At 59.1% G+C, this 17,552-nt stretch carries 20 protein-coding genes; 18 read left to right on the top strand and 2 right to left on the bottom strand.

From position 1 onward, the window contains the following. Positions 1-28 precede the first annotated feature (28 nt). Positions 29-829 (bottom strand): 3'-5' exonuclease, encoded by an 801-nt coding sequence (locus ACFSKT_RS03090; RefSeq protein ID WP_377720331.1) that lies wholly within the window; start codon positions 827-829, stop codon positions 29-31. 147 nt (positions 830-976) lie between these two features. On the opposite strand from ACFSKT_RS03090, the gene ACFSKT_RS03085 reads away from it, so the two are divergent. Next, complete coding sequence (locus ACFSKT_RS03085) at positions 977-2,197, top strand: MFS transporter (RefSeq protein ID WP_377720330.1); 1,221 nt, start codon at positions 977-979, stop codon at positions 2,195-2,197. A gap of 253 nt (positions 2,198-2,450) precedes the next feature. After that, on the top strand, positions 2,451-3,335 hold the full coding sequence (locus ACFSKT_RS03080; protein ID WP_377720329.1) for a L,D-transpeptidase family protein: 885 nt from the start codon (positions 2,451-2,453) through the stop codon (positions 3,333-3,335). A gap of 81 nt (positions 3,336-3,416) precedes the next feature. Here ACFSKT_RS03080 and ACFSKT_RS03075 read toward each other — a convergent pair whose 3' ends face one another. Further along, positions 3,417-4,601, bottom strand: a complete 1,185-nt coding sequence (locus ACFSKT_RS03075) for a ParB/RepB/Spo0J family partition protein (protein ID WP_377720328.1) — start codon at positions 4,599-4,601, stop codon at positions 3,417-3,419. A 130-nt stretch (positions 4,602-4,731) separates the two neighbouring features. Here ACFSKT_RS03075 and ACFSKT_RS03070 point away from each other — a divergent pair, with 130 nt between their 5' ends. From ACFSKT_RS03070 to ACFSKT_RS02995, 16 genes are all read left to right on the top strand, one after another. Then, on the top strand, positions 4,732-4,974 hold the full coding sequence (locus ACFSKT_RS03070; protein WP_377720327.1) for a hypothetical protein: 243 nt from the start codon (positions 4,732-4,734) through the stop codon (positions 4,972-4,974). A gap of 505 nt (positions 4,975-5,479) precedes the next feature. Beyond that, complete coding sequence (locus ACFSKT_RS03065) at positions 5,480-5,932, top strand: hypothetical protein (protein WP_377720326.1); 453 nt, start codon at positions 5,480-5,482, stop codon at positions 5,930-5,932. A gap of 33 nt (positions 5,933-5,965) precedes the next feature. Continuing rightward, positions 5,966-7,027, top strand: coding sequence for a phage tail sheath subtilisin-like domain-containing protein (locus ACFSKT_RS03060; protein WP_377720325.1), 1,062 nt, complete (start codon positions 5,966-5,968; stop codon positions 7,025-7,027). A 58-nt stretch (positions 7,028-7,085) separates the two neighbouring features. Continuing rightward, positions 7,086-7,520: a phage tail tube protein gene (locus ACFSKT_RS03055; protein WP_377720324.1), complete on the top strand. Its 435-nt coding sequence runs from the start codon at positions 7,086-7,088 to the stop codon at positions 7,518-7,520. 107 nt (positions 7,521-7,627) lie between these two features. Next, entirely contained in the window at positions 7,628-8,023 is a 396-nt protein-coding gene (locus tag ACFSKT_RS03050; protein WP_377720323.1) for a phage tail assembly chaperone, read from the top strand. A gap of 221 nt (positions 8,024-8,244) precedes the next feature. Further along, positions 8,245-10,149, top strand: coding sequence for a phage tail tape measure protein (locus ACFSKT_RS03045; RefSeq protein WP_377720322.1), 1,905 nt, complete (start codon positions 8,245-8,247; stop codon positions 10,147-10,149). Then, positions 10,149-10,805, top strand: a complete 657-nt coding sequence (locus ACFSKT_RS03040) for a LysM peptidoglycan-binding domain-containing protein (RefSeq protein ID WP_377720321.1) — start codon at positions 10,149-10,151, stop codon at positions 10,803-10,805. The genes ACFSKT_RS03045 and ACFSKT_RS03040 overlap by 1 nt, the downstream gene beginning before the upstream one ends. Further along, positions 10,802-11,773: an XkdQ/YqbQ family protein gene (locus tag ACFSKT_RS03035; protein WP_377720320.1), complete on the top strand. Its 972-nt coding sequence runs from the start codon at positions 10,802-10,804 to the stop codon at positions 11,771-11,773. The genes ACFSKT_RS03040 and ACFSKT_RS03035 overlap by 4 nt, the downstream gene beginning before the upstream one ends. Positions 11,774-11,813: 40 nt before the next feature. Next, entirely contained in the window at positions 11,814-12,263 is a 450-nt protein-coding gene (locus ACFSKT_RS03030) for a DUF2577 family protein (protein WP_377720319.1), read from the top strand. Continuing rightward, positions 12,263-12,685: a DUF2634 domain-containing protein gene (locus ACFSKT_RS03025; RefSeq protein WP_377720318.1), complete on the top strand. Its 423-nt coding sequence runs from the start codon at positions 12,263-12,265 to the stop codon at positions 12,683-12,685. Before ACFSKT_RS03030 ends, ACFSKT_RS03025 begins: the two co-directional genes overlap by 1 nt. Then, positions 12,678-13,739: a baseplate J/gp47 family protein gene (locus ACFSKT_RS03020; RefSeq protein ID WP_377720317.1), complete on the top strand. Its 1,062-nt coding sequence runs from the start codon at positions 12,678-12,680 to the stop codon at positions 13,737-13,739. Before ACFSKT_RS03025 ends, ACFSKT_RS03020 begins: the two co-directional genes overlap by 8 nt. Next, a complete protein-coding gene (locus ACFSKT_RS03015; protein WP_377720316.1) occupies positions 13,729-14,292 on the top strand; it encodes a YmfQ family protein in 564 nt (187 codons plus the stop codon). Before ACFSKT_RS03020 ends, ACFSKT_RS03015 begins: the two co-directional genes overlap by 11 nt. Before the next feature lie 23 nt (positions 14,293-14,315). Further along, positions 14,316-15,809 carry a hypothetical protein gene (locus ACFSKT_RS03010; RefSeq protein WP_377720315.1) on the top strand — a complete coding sequence of 498 codons (1,494 nt, stop codon included), beginning with the start codon at positions 14,316-14,318 and terminating at the stop codon, positions 15,807-15,809. After that, the gene (locus tag ACFSKT_RS03005; RefSeq protein WP_377720314.1) at positions 15,802-16,242 is read left to right on the top strand and encodes an Ig-like domain-containing protein; all 441 of its coding nucleotides are present in this window, start codon (positions 15,802-15,804) and stop codon (positions 16,240-16,242) included. The genes ACFSKT_RS03010 and ACFSKT_RS03005 overlap by 8 nt, the downstream gene beginning before the upstream one ends. Continuing rightward, positions 16,232-16,741, top strand: coding sequence for a hypothetical protein (locus tag ACFSKT_RS03000; RefSeq protein WP_377720313.1), 510 nt, complete (start codon positions 16,232-16,234; stop codon positions 16,739-16,741). The genes ACFSKT_RS03005 and ACFSKT_RS03000 overlap by 11 nt, the downstream gene beginning before the upstream one ends. After that, positions 16,728-17,525 (top strand): C39 family peptidase, encoded by a 798-nt coding sequence (locus ACFSKT_RS02995; RefSeq protein ID WP_377720312.1) that lies wholly within the window; start codon positions 16,728-16,730, stop codon positions 17,523-17,525. The genes ACFSKT_RS03000 and ACFSKT_RS02995 overlap by 14 nt, the downstream gene beginning before the upstream one ends. Positions 17,526-17,552 lie beyond the last annotated feature (27 nt).

Below are 17,552 nucleotides of genomic sequence, written 5' to 3'. Positions count from 1 at the left end.
CCATCGCCTGAGAGGTCAGGGATGCGCGTTACGCGTTCGTCTCGGCGATCTCCGGCTTCTCGCGCGCCGGCTTATCCGGCACGGGTTTGGCCAGCTCTTCGTGGAAATATTGCTCCAGCTCCGCGGCTTTGCGCGGGTCGGTCAGCGCGATGCGGTCTTTCAGGTATTTCTCCGCGAGCACTTCCCACTGCAGCGTCTGACGCTGCGCGCGCATGGAGCGAATCGCGTTCTTCACCATCCGGCGTTCCTTGGAGTTGGAATACGCGTCCTTGAACTGCTGACTGCGTGTAAAATCCAAGTCGCCCGCAATAGCGCGGAGAATCTTCGCGGTCATGATCGCGTCATCGAGCGCCCGGTGCGCGGAGCCTTCCGATTCAACGGCAAGCTCGGCGAGCGCGGCTTCGACGCTGACGTCATTGGTCAAATTTTTGACCCGGAGGTAGCCCTTCAGCAAATCGAAATACGTCGCCGCCATCCAGAAAGCATCGTCTAGTTTATGCATGCGCGTATCGTAGATGATGCGCTTCAAATCCTCGCCGCCCCAGGTAATAAGGAGGAAGGATTCGCTCTTGGACAGCCAGGCGATAAAATCGGCGCTGACTTTACGGAAGCCGGGCGCGATATCGATGTCGGCCTGCGGGATGCCGGTTTTCTTCTTAATGAAATTGTTCAGCTTGGCGAAGTACACCGGCTTGATGAGCGAAGTGAACGCGTCAATTTGGTTCATGTCGGCGTCCAAGCGCACCGCGCCAATCTCGATGACTTCCATCGGCAGGTCGCTTGCGAATTTTCGGCCGTTAAATTCAATGTCCAACACAATATAGTCCACAGTAAAGCCTCCTGGGTATGATCCAATACAGCCGTATAGGTTCATGCATTTCAAACTTGATTGCTCCATTTTAACAGAAAGTGAACGCAAAGTGGGATTTCTTCGCCGCCCGCAGACAAAAATACCAGACTGAAAGGGGCTGTCCGCATGGGAGTCGCCGCATTAATGAAGGAGAAAAAGTCGCGCAAGCTGCTGCTGAGCGCGGGACTGAGCTGGCTGTTCGACGCGATGGACGTCGGTATGGTGTCGTTCGTCGTCGCCGCGCTTGCGGTCGAGTGGGGCTTAAGCGCCCATCAAATCGGCCTGATCAGCGCGATTAACGCGATCGGGATGGCGGTCGGAGCCGCTTGCGCCGGCATCTTGGCCGATAAATACGGACGCGCGAACGTGCTCATCCTTACGCTGCTCATCTTCTCGGCAGCCAGCGGATTGTCGGCGCTGGCGAGCAGCTTCGCGGCGCTGTGCATCCTTCGTTTTGTTACCGGCTTCGGGCTTGGCGGCGAGCTGCCGGTCGCGTCGACGCTCGTATCGGAGTCGGTGCCTGCGAAGGACAGAGGACGGGCGGTCGTGCTGCTCGAGAGCTTCTGGGCGATTGGCTGGATCCTCTCCGCGCTGATCGCCTATTACGTCATCCCGGATTACGGCTGGCGCGCGGCATTCGTCATCGGCGCCGCCCCCGCGCTCTACGCGATCTATCTCCGGAAGGCGATCAAAGATCCGCCGGCCTTCGAACGGACGAAGCGGGCGCGGCTGACGATCGGGCAGCGGGTCGCGGCGGTCTGGTCCGCCGAATATAAAACGTCGACGCTCATGCTGTGGATATTATGGTTTATGGTCGTGTTCTCGTATTACGGCATGTTTCTATGGCTGCCGACGCTCATGTTGAAGAAAGGGTTCACGCTGGTCAAAAGTTTCGAATACGTGCTTATCATCACGCTGGCCCAGCTGCCAGGGTACTTCACGGCGGCATACTTCATCGAACGGTATGGCCGCAAATTCGTGCTCGTCCTCTATCTGCTCATGACCGCGGTGAGCGCGATCTGGTTCGCGCTCTCGGACTCGCCCGGCATGATCATGGCGGCCGGCATGAGCCTGTCATTCTTCAATCTCGGCGCTTGGGGCGGCATGTATGCCTATACGCCGGAGCTGTACAAGTCCGAGGTGCGATCGACCGGCGTTGGATTGGCGGCTTCGTTCGGCCGGATTGGCGGGGTTATCGGCCCCTATCTGGTCGGCGCGCTAATCGAGAGCGGCGTCTCCATCTTGACCATCTTCATCATCTTCTTCTGTGCGATCCTCCTCGGCGCAGCCGCCGTGCTGTTCCTAGGGAAGGAGACGAAAGGGCTCGATCCGGACGCGGCATCATAACGGTTCACTTGCGACGCGTCGCGATTACACCGAACTAGGATCGGACAAGCCGTCTAATTTTATTGGCAAATGCTTGCAACATAGACAAGACCTCGACCGTCAGGAGCTTAAACGCCTGGCGGTTCTTTGCGTTCACCTCTCATGGCGGATAAAGTTTAACGTTTCTTAAGCGACCGAACTGTCGTAAGAGAACGTAAATGACAATATATTGATTATCATTGTGTCGAATTACAGAGAGGAGTGAGAGGGCTTTTTGCATCGATCTGCACGCAAATGGGTCACGGTGATGATGGCGATGCTCGTATGCTGCGCGGCGATGTTCCCGGCTGCCGCGCAAGCCGGTACCGCGCAGGAGGATCTTATCATCGTGAACAAGAAGACGAATAAACTGGCGTATTTTAGCGGCGGCGAACTGGTGAAGGAGTTTCGCGTCGCGACCGGCAAGACCCCGAGCTTGACGCCCGAGGGCAGCTTCAAGATTGTCAACAAGATTAAGAACCGCCCTTATTATAAGGAGAACATCCCCGGCGGCGATCCCGCCAACCCGCTCGGCGACCGATGGCTCGGCCTGGACGTGAACGGGACGAAGGGAACGACCTACGCGATCCACGGGAACAACAACAAGAAGTCGATCGGCAAATATGTCAGCGCGGGCTGCATCCGCATGTACAACGACGACATTCATTGGTTGTTCGGGGAGATCAAGACCGGGACGATCGCGTACATCACGTCCTCGAAGCTGACCTTCGAGGAACTGGCGATCAAACACGGCTATGCGCTCGGCGTGCAGCGGTTCGACGGCACGCTGGTGGTGAATGGCGCGGAGATGCCGCTTGAGCGGCAGCTGCTGAACGCGAACAGCCGCATTTATATGCCGTTACGTGAATGCTTCGAGATACTCGGCGCGACCGTGGTCTGGGATGAAGCGACGCGTACCGCGACGGCGACCATCGACGGGCGGGTCATCACCTATGTACCGGGCGAGAGCACGGCCTACGTCGACGGCGAGCCCGTGGCCATCGATCCGAGCAGATGGGAGAATGAGTCGATCATGCTTCCGCTGCGGGGCATATCGGGATTACTGGGATATCAAGTCGAATGGGATTCGAAGAGCAAAGCGATTATTCTTACTTCCTAAACGAAGCTTCCAAACGGCAAAAGCGTTCCGCTCCATATCGGAGGGAACGCTTTTGTGTTGTTGGGCGCAGGACGCGCGAGTCTAGGACGATAACGATCCGGACGACAACGCATCCTTCGCGTTCGTCCAGATTTGTCTGGCGGTCTCCAAGCGCAGGAGCAGCTCGTCGATCCGCGTGGCCAGCTCCAAGGCTTCGTCGCCGGTCAGACCGGCAAGCGCGCGAAGCTCGGCCTCGGCGACCGAGGCTGGGGAAGCGGCAGCGTGGAGCGACTTCTCCAGCTTGGCCTTGAGCGTGCTCAATTCTGGCGATACCGGTGCCGCATCGGGCTCGGCGACGCCGAATTGCAGCTCGGGCTGAGCGGCGACCGGAGGGGAGGTGGTCGAAGCAGCCGCGAGGCCGCTTGCTTGCGCCGCCGCTGGCGTCGCTGTCGGCTGTGAGGCCGCTTGCTTGGCCTGATCCTGTGTCTGCGCGGCCGCAAGCTCTGCCGCTTCCTGCTGCTTGCGCAGCCGCTCTTCTTCTTGGGCGGCCTTGGCTTTCGCCGCTTCGGCGCGGTATTTCTTATTCTGCTCGAAGGTCGCCCACGTCTCGAGCAGCTCATGTCCGGACTTGAACAGCAGCTTGTCCTTCGTCGCGTCGGACATTTCCTTATCCTTGAACAGCTTGGCGATCCGCTTGACGTCGCTGACCGGCAGGGCGTCGCGCGCGACGATGAGCGCGAGCGGGTCGCGATGCTCCATCGGCAGATCCTTCAAAGGGAGGAGCTGATCCTCGGTCAGGACGCCGGATCGGATTTCCGTTCCGCTGACGATCAGCTTCTTGACCGCCTTGCCGAATTTCAGCAGCTCGCATTTGTTCTTGATATACGCTTCGGTCTTGCCGAGCTTGCCGGCCAAAAACTTGACGGAGCTGTTGAACTTGCCGCCGTTCAGCAGCTTGTCGAACGCCTCGGCCTCCTCGATCGGGGAGAAGCCTTCGCGCGTCAGGTTCTCGGCGATTTGCTCCAAGTAAATTTCCGTTTCGTCCGTGACGTCCGTCACGATGCACGGAATCGTCTCTTTACCGAGCATGACGCTCGCTTTGTAGCGGCGGTTGCCATAAATGATTTTATACCGGCCGTCGCCCGTGTCCCGGACTTTGATCGGCGACAGCAGGCCGAGCTCCTCGATGCTGCGCATCAGCTCCTGCAGCGCTTCTTCGCCGAACTGGTAACGCGGCTGATCCTTGTCTTCGTCGATCAGCGCAAGGGGAAGGTTCGTAATATCCATGATTGCGTTGACTCCTATCTTGGCAAATAGGCCAGGCCGTGCCGGCCTGAGCCGAACATACGTTATTATACGGGAAACCGGACGGGGTGGGTAGGGGCTGGGGCAAAGAGCGGGAAAACGTGGCTCTGGAATGATTGAACCACAAGTTCAAAAGACCTATTATCTGGAAACACACCGTTCGACCAAACGAGGGGATCAAGACGAAAACGCGTCTGCCAACACCCGAAAAGTACCTGGAATCATTCTTTATGGAATCTTAAACTGTCGAACGATGACGACGAAATACGGCTTGTCCAATCGAGTGAACATCTATATTTCCAGCCATTCGCAAGAAATCGGCACCGAAGAATCCGCGCGTTTTCGAGCTGGATAATGAACCTCAAGACATGCTCGACCCGTTCCGGTAGGCAATTCGACCGATGTTTCATTTTCAATCGCTGATCTATAATCGATTTTGTTCGATCCCGTGAAGTACTTACCTCGCACTTGATCGGCCGCCTACTCCTTCTCGCTAGACCCGCATGTTCACTTCCGATTCCATTATCTTCACCGTTTTGCCGATTGATCCTCACGCTTGATTTTCTTCAACTGATTTTCTTCAACCTTGATTTTCTTCACGCTTGATTTTCTTCATGCTTGATTTCTTTCGTTTTATTTCCTTCATCCGAAACTCCATTTCCGGCTTTCCTGTTACACGCGATAGGCGCTTCGCGATCTTGGCTAGTCCGAGACGAATCTTTAACCATTCGAGCTTCAGCGAGATCGCTGGCGCTGCTTCAACGCGCCGATTCCGACCATTCGATAAAGGAGGGGATGCCGGCCTGGAAGCCGGGAGACGCATGCGATCCCTGCTTCAATCTGCCGCTAGGAGGGCTGTTATGTCGCTAATCGACGAAGTGGCGCGCATCGCGGGCCTGATCGCCGAACGCTTCCCGGAGGCGGCCGTGCATCAATTAGAAGATCCGCAGCCGCATGCCGCGAACGCGTTCGCGATCGGACTGCGATCCGAGACGCGCAAATACGAGGCGAGGGGCCATACCATGATCGATCGCCAGTACGCGATTACCTGTTACATGGCTACCGCAAAGGAGGCGCTGCTGGCCATGGAAACGCTTAGCCGCCTCATTATGAACGAGAGCGTTCCCGCTCCGGGAGACGGCGAAGCGCCGTCGCCGCTGCGCGCGGAAGAATTCTCGTATGAAGGACCGTCGTCCGCAAGCGAAGGCGTCGCTTCGGTAACCGGCACGATGCGTTTGCAATCAAGGCAAGCACGCTCGGCGCTCGACGTACAGAAGATGAATCACGTGAACGTCCGTACCGCTTATCAATAAAACAAGATAATCACTGAGAGGATGGTTTTACACATGGGAGGCAAATGGGATCCGATTTCGCTTCCGGTTCGTCCGGGGCTGTACATTAATTTCGTCGAGGCCGCGGCGGCTCAGATCAAGGGGGGCGCCCGCGGAACGGTGGCGCTGCCGCTCTTCAAATACGCCGCTCCCGCGACGGCGGGCAAGTTCTACACGGTCGAGAAAGAGAGCGAAGCCGTCGCGCTGTTCGGCATCGACAACATCCAGCCGATCCGCTTCATTCTGGACGGCGGCGCGAAGGAAGTGCTCGTCTACACCGTGCCGGCTCCGGCGGTAGAGGGCGATAAAGCGCTGGAGGCCGTCTACATCGCCATGAGGGAGGCATTCGAAGCCAGATCGTTCAACGTGTTCGTCTACCCGGATGTCGTATCGGCCGCCGAGCAGGACGCGACGAAAGCCTGGTGCAAGCGCAACCGGGAGGAAGGCAAACATTTCCTGAGCGTCTTCGGCGGGGCCGCGGCGGACGATGCCGATCCGGAGAAGGGCAACGCGCGGACGGTGAAGCTGGCCGACGATTACGCGGTCAACCTGATCAGCGGCGTCAACATCAACGGCAAGGAATATGCCTCGGCCGCATTCGCGCCGTATATTGCCGGCCTGATCGCCGGAACCGGCATCAACAAATCGATCACGTACGCGCCGATCGGCGCTTCGGACGTCACCAAACGGCTGCGTCACGGCGAAATCCAAAAAGCGCTTCAGACCGGGTCGCTCGTGCTCGTGCATGACGGGGAGAAGGTGAAGGTCGAACAAGGGCTCGTCGCATCCAAGCTGAAAATCCGCGCCATTCGCGCCCGTCAAGCCGTCTCCACCGATATCGCCAAAACGGCGGCCGACAGCTACATCGGCAAGCTGGACAATAACGCGGACGGCCAAGCGGCGCTCATCTCTGCCGTGAAAGCTTACCTCGAACGGCTTGAGCTGAACAACGTGCTGACCGATATCGCGGTCGGTCTCGACCCGGACCGCGCCTCCGTCGGCGACAGCGTGTTCCTGTTGATCTCGTATCGCGAAATCGATAGCATGGAGCGCATCTTCTTGACCGTACGAGTCTAATTAATCCGACATTCCCGGATAAGCGCCGGGTCACCTATAAATTGGAGGGATCGAATTTATGCTAGACGCATCGCGCGTGATTAACGGTACTTACGGCTATGTCTACCATGACGGACAATGGCTGACGAATATTAAATCGGCGGAAGCCAGCGTGGAAATCGCCAAAGAAGAAATCAAACGGGCCGGCTCGCGCTGGACGGCGCACAAGGTTACCGGCTTGACCGGCTCGGGCACGATCACCGGCTACAAAGTGACGAGCGAATTCGTGGAGCGGATCGGCCAGATCGCGGACGACAAAGCGGGCACGTTCGCGACGGAGCTGATCTTGAAGCTGGAGGATCCGGAATCGTACGGCGCCTACCGCATTCGCTTGAAAGGCGTCACGTTCGACAAAATCCCGCTCATCAACTTCGAGCTCGGCTCGATCGTCGAGGAGGAGCTCCCGTTCAACTTCACGGGCTACGAGCTGCTCGACAAACTGACGGCCGAATAGCGCATTGGGGTCAACCGCGGCCCGGCGCGTATCCGAACCAGCCGCCGGGTCTTATCGTGTCCATATTCCGACGATAACCAACCACATTATGGAAAGAGGATGAAATCATGATCGATAACCGTCAGCTTACCGTCCTGCAAGCGCTTCTGAGCGCGGACAGCAAACCGCAGAAGGATGTGCCGATCAAACGGCTGGGCGTCGATTTTCGCATTCAGGCGCTGGACGGCAAGACCATCAACAAAATTCAGGAGCAGTGTACGCATTACGTCGGCAAAGGCGCCAAGCGCGAGAAAGTGCTCGACGAAGAACAATTCGGCGCGCTCGTCATTCAACGCGCTTGCCTTGTACCCGACTGGTCGGCAAGAGAGCTGACGGAGAAATACGGTTCCCCGGCAGAGGCGATTCTCGGCTTGCTGCTGGCAGGCGAAATCGCGAAGCTGTCCGGCGAAATTCTCGAAATCAGCGGCTTCGGCGGCGACGACGAGGAAGAGATAAAAAACTAATCAAAGCGGGCGGCGAAGCGTTCCTGCTGCACCTGATCTTCCAGCGCCATCATCTGACGCCCGACGAGGTATTCAACAAGGACGAAGGGACCAAGAAATTCATGTATGCCTCGATGATGCTCCAGCTGGAGGAAGAAGAGAAAGCGCGCAAGGCGCAGGAAGCGGCCGCCCGCCGGTCGAAGACGCGAGGGTAATCCTTAGCGGCAAGGAGGTGAGGGTCCATGAGCGCGAACGCGAATCCGGGCACGGCCGGCTCCACCGCCCAGTTGACCAAGTACCAGAAGGCGCTGGAGCGGATCAAGAAGCTGTCCGAGCAGATCGAGCAATCCAAAGCGTACCAGAAAATGAACGAAGGCATGAAAAAAGTGGCGAATTCGAACGCCGTCAAAAAAATCAACGACGGCATGAACAAAATCGCCAAATCGGCTGCCGTTCGGAAGATGAACGAAGGCATGCAGAAAGTCGCCGCGCTGCCGCCGGTCAAACGAATGACGGATAAAATGAACGCGGCCTATGCCAAATACAAGGCGAAGCAAGCCGAGAAGAAAAGTCCGTTCTATCAGCTGATCAAACCGCCGTCGCTGCGTGAGCGGGTGAGCGGCAAGGTCGGCGCCGCCGCGGACACGCTGCGGGAGAAGCACGGCGAAGACGTGAGCGGCCTCTTCGGCACGATGGCCGGGTGGGTCGGAACCGGGTACGAGCAATCCGTCGAAGCGGCGAAGAAGGTCAGCGAGGCGTTCGGGACGATCCGGGCGGCGACGAACGCCACCGGCCAAGAGATGACGGGCCTTATGGCTTCCTTCAATAAAGTCGGCGCTGTCGTCCCGCAAGATTTGAACGAGGTGGCCGAAGCGCTCGGCACCCTGCGCAAGAAGACGAGCGCCACGGGGGGCGTGCTGGAAGGGCTGACGAGAACGACGCTGGACGTCGCGCGATTAACCGGCGGCAAAGGGGCCGATACCGCGAACGCGGCGGCCGACGCGATGAAGGCCTGGGGCTATAACGCGGATGCCGGGATTGACGTGCTCAATAAATTTTACGCGGCCAGCCGAGCCTCGGGCGTCGGCATGAACGATCTGATGGGCAAGATGAACACCTTCAGCGCCCCGCTTCAAAAGATGGGCATCGGCTTCGAGCAATCGATCGCGCTGCTGGCCAAATGGCAGGATCAGGAGATCGATCCGCTCGGCGCCGCGCTCAAGACGATGAAGCCGGAGCAGTTCGCCGACATCGCCAAGCAGATCAAAGCGGCGGGCAATGCCGCGGACGCGACGAAGCTGGCGGTGCAGGCGTTCGGCGAGGCCGCGGGCGGCGATCTGGCGGCCGCGATAAGCGGCAGCACGGTCGAATTCAACGGGAGTCTGGCGGCGATGAGCGCTTCGCAGAACGCGATCGCGACGCAATCCGCGTCGGTGCAGAGCTTCGGCGATACGTGGGCGACGCTGGGCAACCGGATCACGCTCGCGCTTGCGCCGATCGGAAACCTGTTTCTGCCGATCGGTTCGGCGCTGACGTCGATGATCGAGGGCTTCGCCGCGAACGTCGAGATTCTCATTCCGGTACTCGCGGCGATGGCGGGCACCTTGCTCTATTTCGTCGCCCCGTCGATCTGGGCGACCATGCTGCCGCTGCTGCCGATCATCGGAGTGATGGCGCTCGTGGGAGTCGCCGCTGGCGCGCTGGCCTACGTCATTAGCAAGAACTGGGATACGATCAAGGAAGCCGCCTTGGTCTTCTGGAATTGGCTTAAGGACCTGTGGGAGGATGTTCAGGCGCTGTACCACAAAATCACGGGCAAAGGAAACGTCCAGGTGCAGAGTACCGTGACCGCGTCCATGGCCAATGGCATCGGGAGCGGCACGGCGCCCGGACAGGAGCCAAAGGTAAGCGCCAGCGCCTATCATGGACTCGACTACGTGCCGTACGACGGCATGGTCACCCGGCTTCATAAAGGCGAGCGGGTGCTGACCGCGCAGGAGAACCGGGCTTTCGCCGAAGGCGGAAGCGGCGGCGCGTCGATCTCGATCACGGGCAACACGTTCAACGTGCGCAGCGATTCCGACATCGATGCCATCGCCAGAGCGCTCGCGCGCGAAATTAAAGCGGCGGGAGGCTTGATGGCCTGATGAGCACGCTGCAATTTTGGCTGAAGGCCGGCGGACAATCGTTCCGTCTGCCGGTCAATCCCGAACAGCTGTCGGTCAAATCGTCGCAAGGCTATGAAGATGTGCAGGTGACCCAGCTCGGGGAGCATACGCTGTTCGGCAATCCATCGTTGAACGAATACGCGGTCTCCTCCTTCTTCCCGCGCGATTACCATCCCGGTTATTGCGAATACGAGGAGCTGCCCGATCCATGGGAGACGGTCGCGATGATCGACGGTTGGATGCGCGAGCGAAAGCCGATTCTGTTCATCGTCACCGGCACGCCGATCAACGCGGAAGTGACGCTGCGCTCCTTTACGTACACCGAGCAGGCGGGCAGCCCGGGCGATCTCTATTACGAGCTCACCATGAAGCAGTACAACCACGTGACCTTTCGGTCCTTTGCCGTCGATAACGGCGAAGGCGAGACGATTCTTTCCGGCGAGACCAAACGGCCGGACCGGCGCAGCGTGCCCGCCGCATACGTCGTGCAGCCCGGCGATACGCTCTGGAGAATCTCGCAGCGCACGCTTGGGAACGGCGACCGCTGGCGAGAAATCTATGCCGCGAACAAGCCGGCCATCGGCAAGGACCCGAATCAGATCCGGACCGGACAGAAGCTGGTGATTCCTTCGTGAGCTGGAGCATCGTGTACGAAGGGAAGGACGGTTCAGTCTATTTGGACGACATCGTCAAGCAGATTCGGTGGACCGGCGACATTTCGCAGCCGTCGCGCAAGCTCTCGGTGAATCTCGCCAACACGTCCAACGGCCGCGACCGGCTGATCGAGATCGAGAAAGGGCGGGGCCTCATGCTGCTCCTGGATAAGAAGGAGCTGTTCCGCGGCGTTATTTTCGCCGATTCGATCGACTCGGAAGGCCAAATGTCCGTGACCGCCTACGACGAGAATATCTATTTGAGCAAAAACAAAGACACCCGCATTTTCCGCAACATGACCGCCTCGTCCATCATCAAGAAGCTGTGCAACGAATTTTCCATTCCGACCGGCGACATCGACGATACCCGCTATGTTCTCCCCAAGCAAATCTATCGCGACAAAACGCTGTACGAGATGATGGCGACCGCATTGAAAGAATCCGCGAAGCAGAACGGGCTGCGCTTCGATCTCGCCTCCCGCCAAGGGAAGCTGATGCTGCTCGCCCGCAAGAAGCAGGAGAAGATCTGGATGCTGGAGAACGGCGCCAATCTGCTCTCGGCCAGCTACTCGCAGTCGATCGAGCAGATGCGCACGCAAATCAAGGTGATGGGCGGCGATCCGGAGAAAAAAGCGCAATCCGCCATGGCGAAGGACGCCGAGCTGATCCGCAGATTCGGCTTGATGCAGCACTTCGAGAAGCCCGAGCAGGAGATGACCAAATCCCAGCTGGAGCAGCGCGCCAAGCAGCTGCTCAAGGATCTGGGCACGATCGAGGACGAAGCGAAGATTGATTGCGTCGGCATCGCCGACGTGACCGCCGGCGCCATTGTCGCCGTGCGGGAGACGATGACCGGGATGGAAGGCGCCTATTACGTCGCGACCGACGAGCATACGTTCGAGGGCGGCGTTCACAAGATGTCGCTCACGCTGTCCGCGACGGACGATTAACAGCCGTAACGATACTTAATTAGGAAGGAGCGTTGTACCCATGTTGCGAATCGAAGGATCCGGCGCGAGCCAACTCGTGCAGCTGATCAAAGAGCTAGGCCATAACACGGACGTGACGATCGAGCTGGGGACGGTCACCGCCAATCCGCCCGCGCTCAAAATCAAACTCGACAACATGAATGTCGAGCTGGAAAAGGACGATCTCATCGTGGCGCAATCGCTGACCAAGCACACGCGCACCGTCAATCTGAAAAATACCGGCAAAACGAGCATTGACGCTTCGTCGCTGACCAAATTTTTGCCCGATTTCGTCTTTGCCGGGCAGGGAACGTTGACCTTCAATGGCGCCAAAATCGCGGATTCGGACTTCGTGGCGGAGAAGACCGAGCTGGAATTCGCCGACGAGCTGAAGGAAGGCGACCGCGTGATCGTAGCGGGCATTCATGACGGCCAAACGTATGTCGTGCTCGACCGGGCGGTGACGTACTAATGGCTTTATCTCCGCTGAGCAACCGCGCGGAGCGGGCGTTACAGCAGCAGCGCGCGATCGGGCCGTCCCGGACGTACGGCTTCGACTTCACGGCCGGTGAATTTATTCCCCGCATGATCGATGGCGACGAAGCGATAAGACAGTTCGTGCACAAAGCGATCGTGACCGCCCGCTACCGCCACGTCATCTACGACGGCGCGTACGGCTGCGAGCTGGATGACCTGCTCGGCCAAGACATTCCGCCCGAGCTTGCGCGAAGCGAAATCAAGCGCGTCGTCCGCGAAGCGCTCATCTACGACGAACGCGTCGCGGACGTGACCGATTTCGTGATCGAACGCGAGCGCGACCAGCTGCGCATCGTGTTCCGCACGGTAATCGGCGACCAAACGACCAGTCTGGAGGTGACGATCCGGAATGTTTGAGCAAGCGACCAAACAAGCGATTCTCCAGCGGATGCTGGACGCATCGCCAGCCGATCTGGACAAACGGCAAGGCTCCGTGACGTTCGATCTGCTCTCGCCCGCCGCCATCGAGCTGGCGCAAGCGTATATCGAGCTGGATAATGTGCTCAAGTTCGGATTCGCGAATCCCGACCAGCCTTCTCGCTATTTGGACTTGCGCGCCGGGGAATTCGGCTTGACGCGCAGACCGAGCGTCAAGGCGGAGGGCGAGGTGACGTTCAAAGGCGCGGAAGGAACGGTCATCCCGGCGGGCACGATCGTGACGACGGACGAAGAGCACGCGATTCTATTCGCGACCACCCAAGACGGGACGATCAAGGACGGGGCGGCGACGATTCGCGCGACCGCGCAAGAGGGCGGCAAGCGAGGCAACGTGGCGCAAGGCAGAATCACGCTCGTGACCGGCGACTTGACCGGCGTCGTCTCCACGCGCAATGCCAATGCGTTCGTGAGCGGCGCCGATACGGAGTCGGACGAATCGCTGCTGCAGCGGTACTTCGACCGGGTGCGCCGGCCCGCGACGAGCGGCAACATCTGGCATTACCGCCAATGGGCGCTGGAGGTGCCCGGCGTCGGCGACGTGCGCGTCTTCCCCACCTGGAAGGGCAACGGCACCGTTCGGCTCGTGCTGCTCTCCGACGACAAACGAGCGCCTTCCGATACGATCGTGCTGCAGGTGAAGGAATCGGTCGAGGAGAAGCGGCCGGTCGGCGCGCAGGTGACGGTCGATAAAGCGATCGAGACGCCGCTCCACGTCAACGCCAAGCTTACGATTGCCAAGGGTTCGAATATCGAGGCCATCGCCGCGGACTTTAAGACGAAGCTGACCGACTACTTGGAGCATCTCGCCTTCACGGATACGGTTGTTCGGTATAACCGGATTCTTGGGCTGCTGCTCGGGATCGAGGCCGTGATCGACTTCGACGATCTGACGATCAACAACGTGGCCGACAATATCGAGATTCCCGACGATCATGTCGCGGTGTGCGGGACGGTGAGCTTCGTTGCCCAATAATCGCGGCGATATCATGCTGAACGATCTCCCGTCCTATTACGCCGATTCGAAGATCGTACGCAATATAACGGCGCGCGAGGCGGAGGAGCTCGATCGGTTCCACGCCGCCGCCCGCGACGTGCTGGACCAGTTTTTCGTGGAGACCGCCACGTGGGGACTCGCGCAGTGGGAGCGGATTTGCGGCCTGCCCGTGAACGAAGGGAAGCCGATCGATCAGCGCCGGTCCGTCATCAAATCGAAGATGCGCGGGGCGGGCACGGTGACGCTCGCCGTCATTAAGAACGTCGTCGATTCCTATCAGAACGGCGAGGTCGACATCCAGGAAAATTTCGGCGGTTACGAGGTCGTCATCACCTTCATCGGCAAACGCGGGGTGCCGCCGAATCTGGAAGACGTCGAAGCGACGCTTCGCGAAATCGTGCCCGCCCATTTGAGCGTGAAATTTCAATTCACCTATTTGCGCTGGGAAGAGCTCGACGCCGCCGAACTAACGTGGGAGGCGCTCGAAGCGCTCGACATGACCTGGGATGAACTCGAAGTATGGAAGCCATAGCTTGGAAAGAAGGGGATTAATAGATGGCAAAACTGCCAAGCGGCCTGCGCACCTTCGATGCCGCCGAGACGGTAAGGCGCATCGCGCAGAACGAGAATATTGAAGCTACCGATAAGCTGTTCCATGAAGTCCAAGGCCACAAGCATACGGGGGCGCCGGGAGATGGCCCGCAGATCGGTACGGCTGGGCTCGCTAATAACGCGGTTACCTCCGCGAAGCTGGGCCTTGGCTCGGTCAATACCGCGGCCATCGGCAACAGCGCCGTAACGCCGGAGAAAATTTCGCCAAATACGCTCGGCAGACAGCAGCTGCGCTCGGGCGGACTCAGCGGCAACATCGCCAAATACGCGCCTGTCACGGTAAGTGCGGGAACGCTGACCGGTAATCCGACCGCGCCGTATACGCTCCCCAGCGAACCGAACATGTGGCAAATTCCAAGAGACGCCGCGCTGCCAGCCGAGCTAACGATCAAGCTCGACGCGCGGTATGGCGGCATGGAGGGGATCACGCTCGGCTCCTCCAGGGGATCGGACCGCAGCCGGATGCCCAAGAACTTCTACATCGACGGAAGCGCCGATTCATCCTCCTGGGTTCGACTTTACACCCATACCGGGTCGGAGTACGAGCCGTTTCAGTACTTCCCTTTTGCCGCTGCCGGCGATTGGCAATTCATCAAGGTCGTCGTGACCGAACACCGGGAAGGAACGAATCCAACGGAGCTGTCCTGCATCGCGGTGTATACCCGCAGCTACGGCGATGTCAACCTGAATGCGCTGGACGATATTCGCCCTTGGGGATTAAACGCACGCATGCAGGGACTAATCATGATGCCGGAGGGCCAGATCGCCGACAACGGAACCGGAACGGTTACGATCGGCAACGCCATTATCGTCATGAACCCCGCTTCCGGTACGTACTTCCGCATTGCCGGCGGTGCCTATGCGCTGCCGACCTGGGGGTATTTATACGCCGATATTCCGGTTACCGGACACGGCGTACAGGTGACTCCCCAAATCGGCGCATGGGTCGATGGCAAGGCCCATTACGGACATCGAAATCGGATTATTATCGCGCAGCGGTCCGGTTCCGGCAATATTTTCTTCAACGGCGCTTTGCAGGCAAGGCTGTTCAGCACGCATACCGTCGCGGATTCGGTCGACGGCATCGATTTTCGGGTGAATGAAGGACGCCTGGAGTACAACAACAACGGAGGGGGATGGAAAGGAGTGGGGATTAAAAGCGTGCAGCGCGGCGTAACGCCGCTCAAATACGATCCGAACTCGAACACGTACGATACGGATAAAACGGTATGGATCAACACCGTCGACACGTCAAAAGCCTTCATTAACATCTCATACACCGGATACGGTTGGGCGGTTTTAAGCGGGCAGATTCTGCCTTCCGATGTCACGGTCCAGGCTAACTTCGTCAGCCCGTATCAAATTCAACTTTCGACGAAAGTGTTTTTGCTGTCGCACAGCGTCAGCGTATCTTGGGAGGTGATCGAATTTGCCTAAGTATTATGCGCAGATCGACGCAAGCGGCAAGCTGGTTAGCGTAAGCGCTCTATCCGGCGAGGTTCATTCTGAATTCATGATACCGCTGACGCAGGAACAATACGAAAATCAGGCCTTGTTATATACCCGTTACGTCGGAGGCGAATTCGTCGGGACGAACGTGACGCTCACATCGGACAAAACGGTTATCGCGCCAAACGGCCGGGACTTGCTTACGATTCAAGCCAAGGTAACCGATTGGCAGAACAAACCGCTGGCGGGGACCTCCCCGGACATCATACTCGACGTTAACGGGTCCAGGCAGACCGTGAAGACGGTCAACGGCGAAGCGCTGATTACGCTCAGCAGCGCCGAGCCCGGCGAATATCTCGTAAGAACGATCAATTTCGATCGAAATGCCGAACTAAAGGTGGTGGCCTCCGATGCCCTCTAAAAAAAGTAAATCGTTGAAAGCCTCGGTCAGCGGGCAAGAATCGACCGAACCGTCCGCGCTGCGCGCTGCCGCAAGCGAGGACGGCGGCATGACGCCTCCGATCCAAGCGGAACGCCCCGAGCTGCCCGATGGCGAAGGGCCGCCTCCGGCGACGACGGACGAGATCCAACCGCCGGCCGATAACATCGCCAAACCGCCGGCGCCGGAGAATCCGGGTCCATCCGCACCGCTCCCCGGCAAACCCGCTCAGGTGCCGGTAAACCACTTCCATATTCCGGCCAATCCGGAGCGCCTCAAGCTCGAAGCCATTCAAGAACGCCAGCTCGTACGGCGCGACCAAACGCGTCCGGCCGTCATCACGAACGACCTTATCTATGACCTGCTGATGGATATCCTCGACAATCAGGAGCTGCTCGCAAACAAAATCGTCGACAAGGAGAAGCAAGCGTTGGCCAGCCTCAAAACGCTGACGGGAGGCTTGCAGCGTGTCGACCGCTAAGCTCCCGCCGCTGGACGGCGTATTATCACTAGCGCCGGCGACGCCAAGCCCGCACGTCAAACGGATGCAGCTGCGGCTGATCGAGCTCGGGTACCGCGCCGAGGGCGGCAAGCCGCTTACGGCGGACGGCAAGTTCGGTCCGAACACGCTGCTGGCCGTGAACCGGTTCAAGACACGCAACAAGCTCGGCAACGATGGGGCCGCCGCGGGCAAAATCGGACCGCAATCCTGGAAGACCTTGTTCGCGGACGGCGCGATCCCGGAAGAAGGCGGTCGACCTTCTCCGCCCGCGATTCCGTCCGGGCCGAAGAACCCGGACAAGTCGCCTTCGCCCAAACCGGTCTATTACAGCCAAGAGGATCCAAGATGGCGCCATGTGCTCTATTCGAATTACGGGAACGCCAAGCAGACGATCGGCACGTCCGGCTGCGGTCCGACCTGCTTCGCCATGGCCGTCAGCTCGCTGACCGGCAAGCCGCTGCTGCCGCCGGACGCCGCGCGTTATGCGATGGAGCAGGGGTTCCGGACGCGGGATAACGGCACGTCGTGGGGCTATTTCGGGCATGCGTCGGCCGCATACGGATTAGGCTGCCGGCAGACGGCCTCGCTCGACGAGGTGATGCAGGCGTTCGGCGCGCGTAAAGCGGCCACGCTGGTGATCGCCTCGATGCGGCCGGGGCATTTTACGCAAGACGGCCATTACATCGTGCTGCACGGGATGATTGCGGGCGACTCGGGCGTTCGGTTCCGCGTGTTCGATCCGAACCAGGATAACCGGCGTTAAGGTACGGATGATGGGGTGGACGAAGGC

This window comes from Paenibacillus xanthanilyticus, from assembly GCF_042682185.1.
In the GTDB taxonomy this organism is placed as follows: Bacteria; Bacillota; Bacilli; order Paenibacillales; family Paenibacillaceae; genus Paenibacillus_Z; species Paenibacillus_Z xanthanilyticus.
Note: the sequence above shows the minus strand (reverse complement) of the source record. Positions and strands in the feature narration are given on the sequence as shown.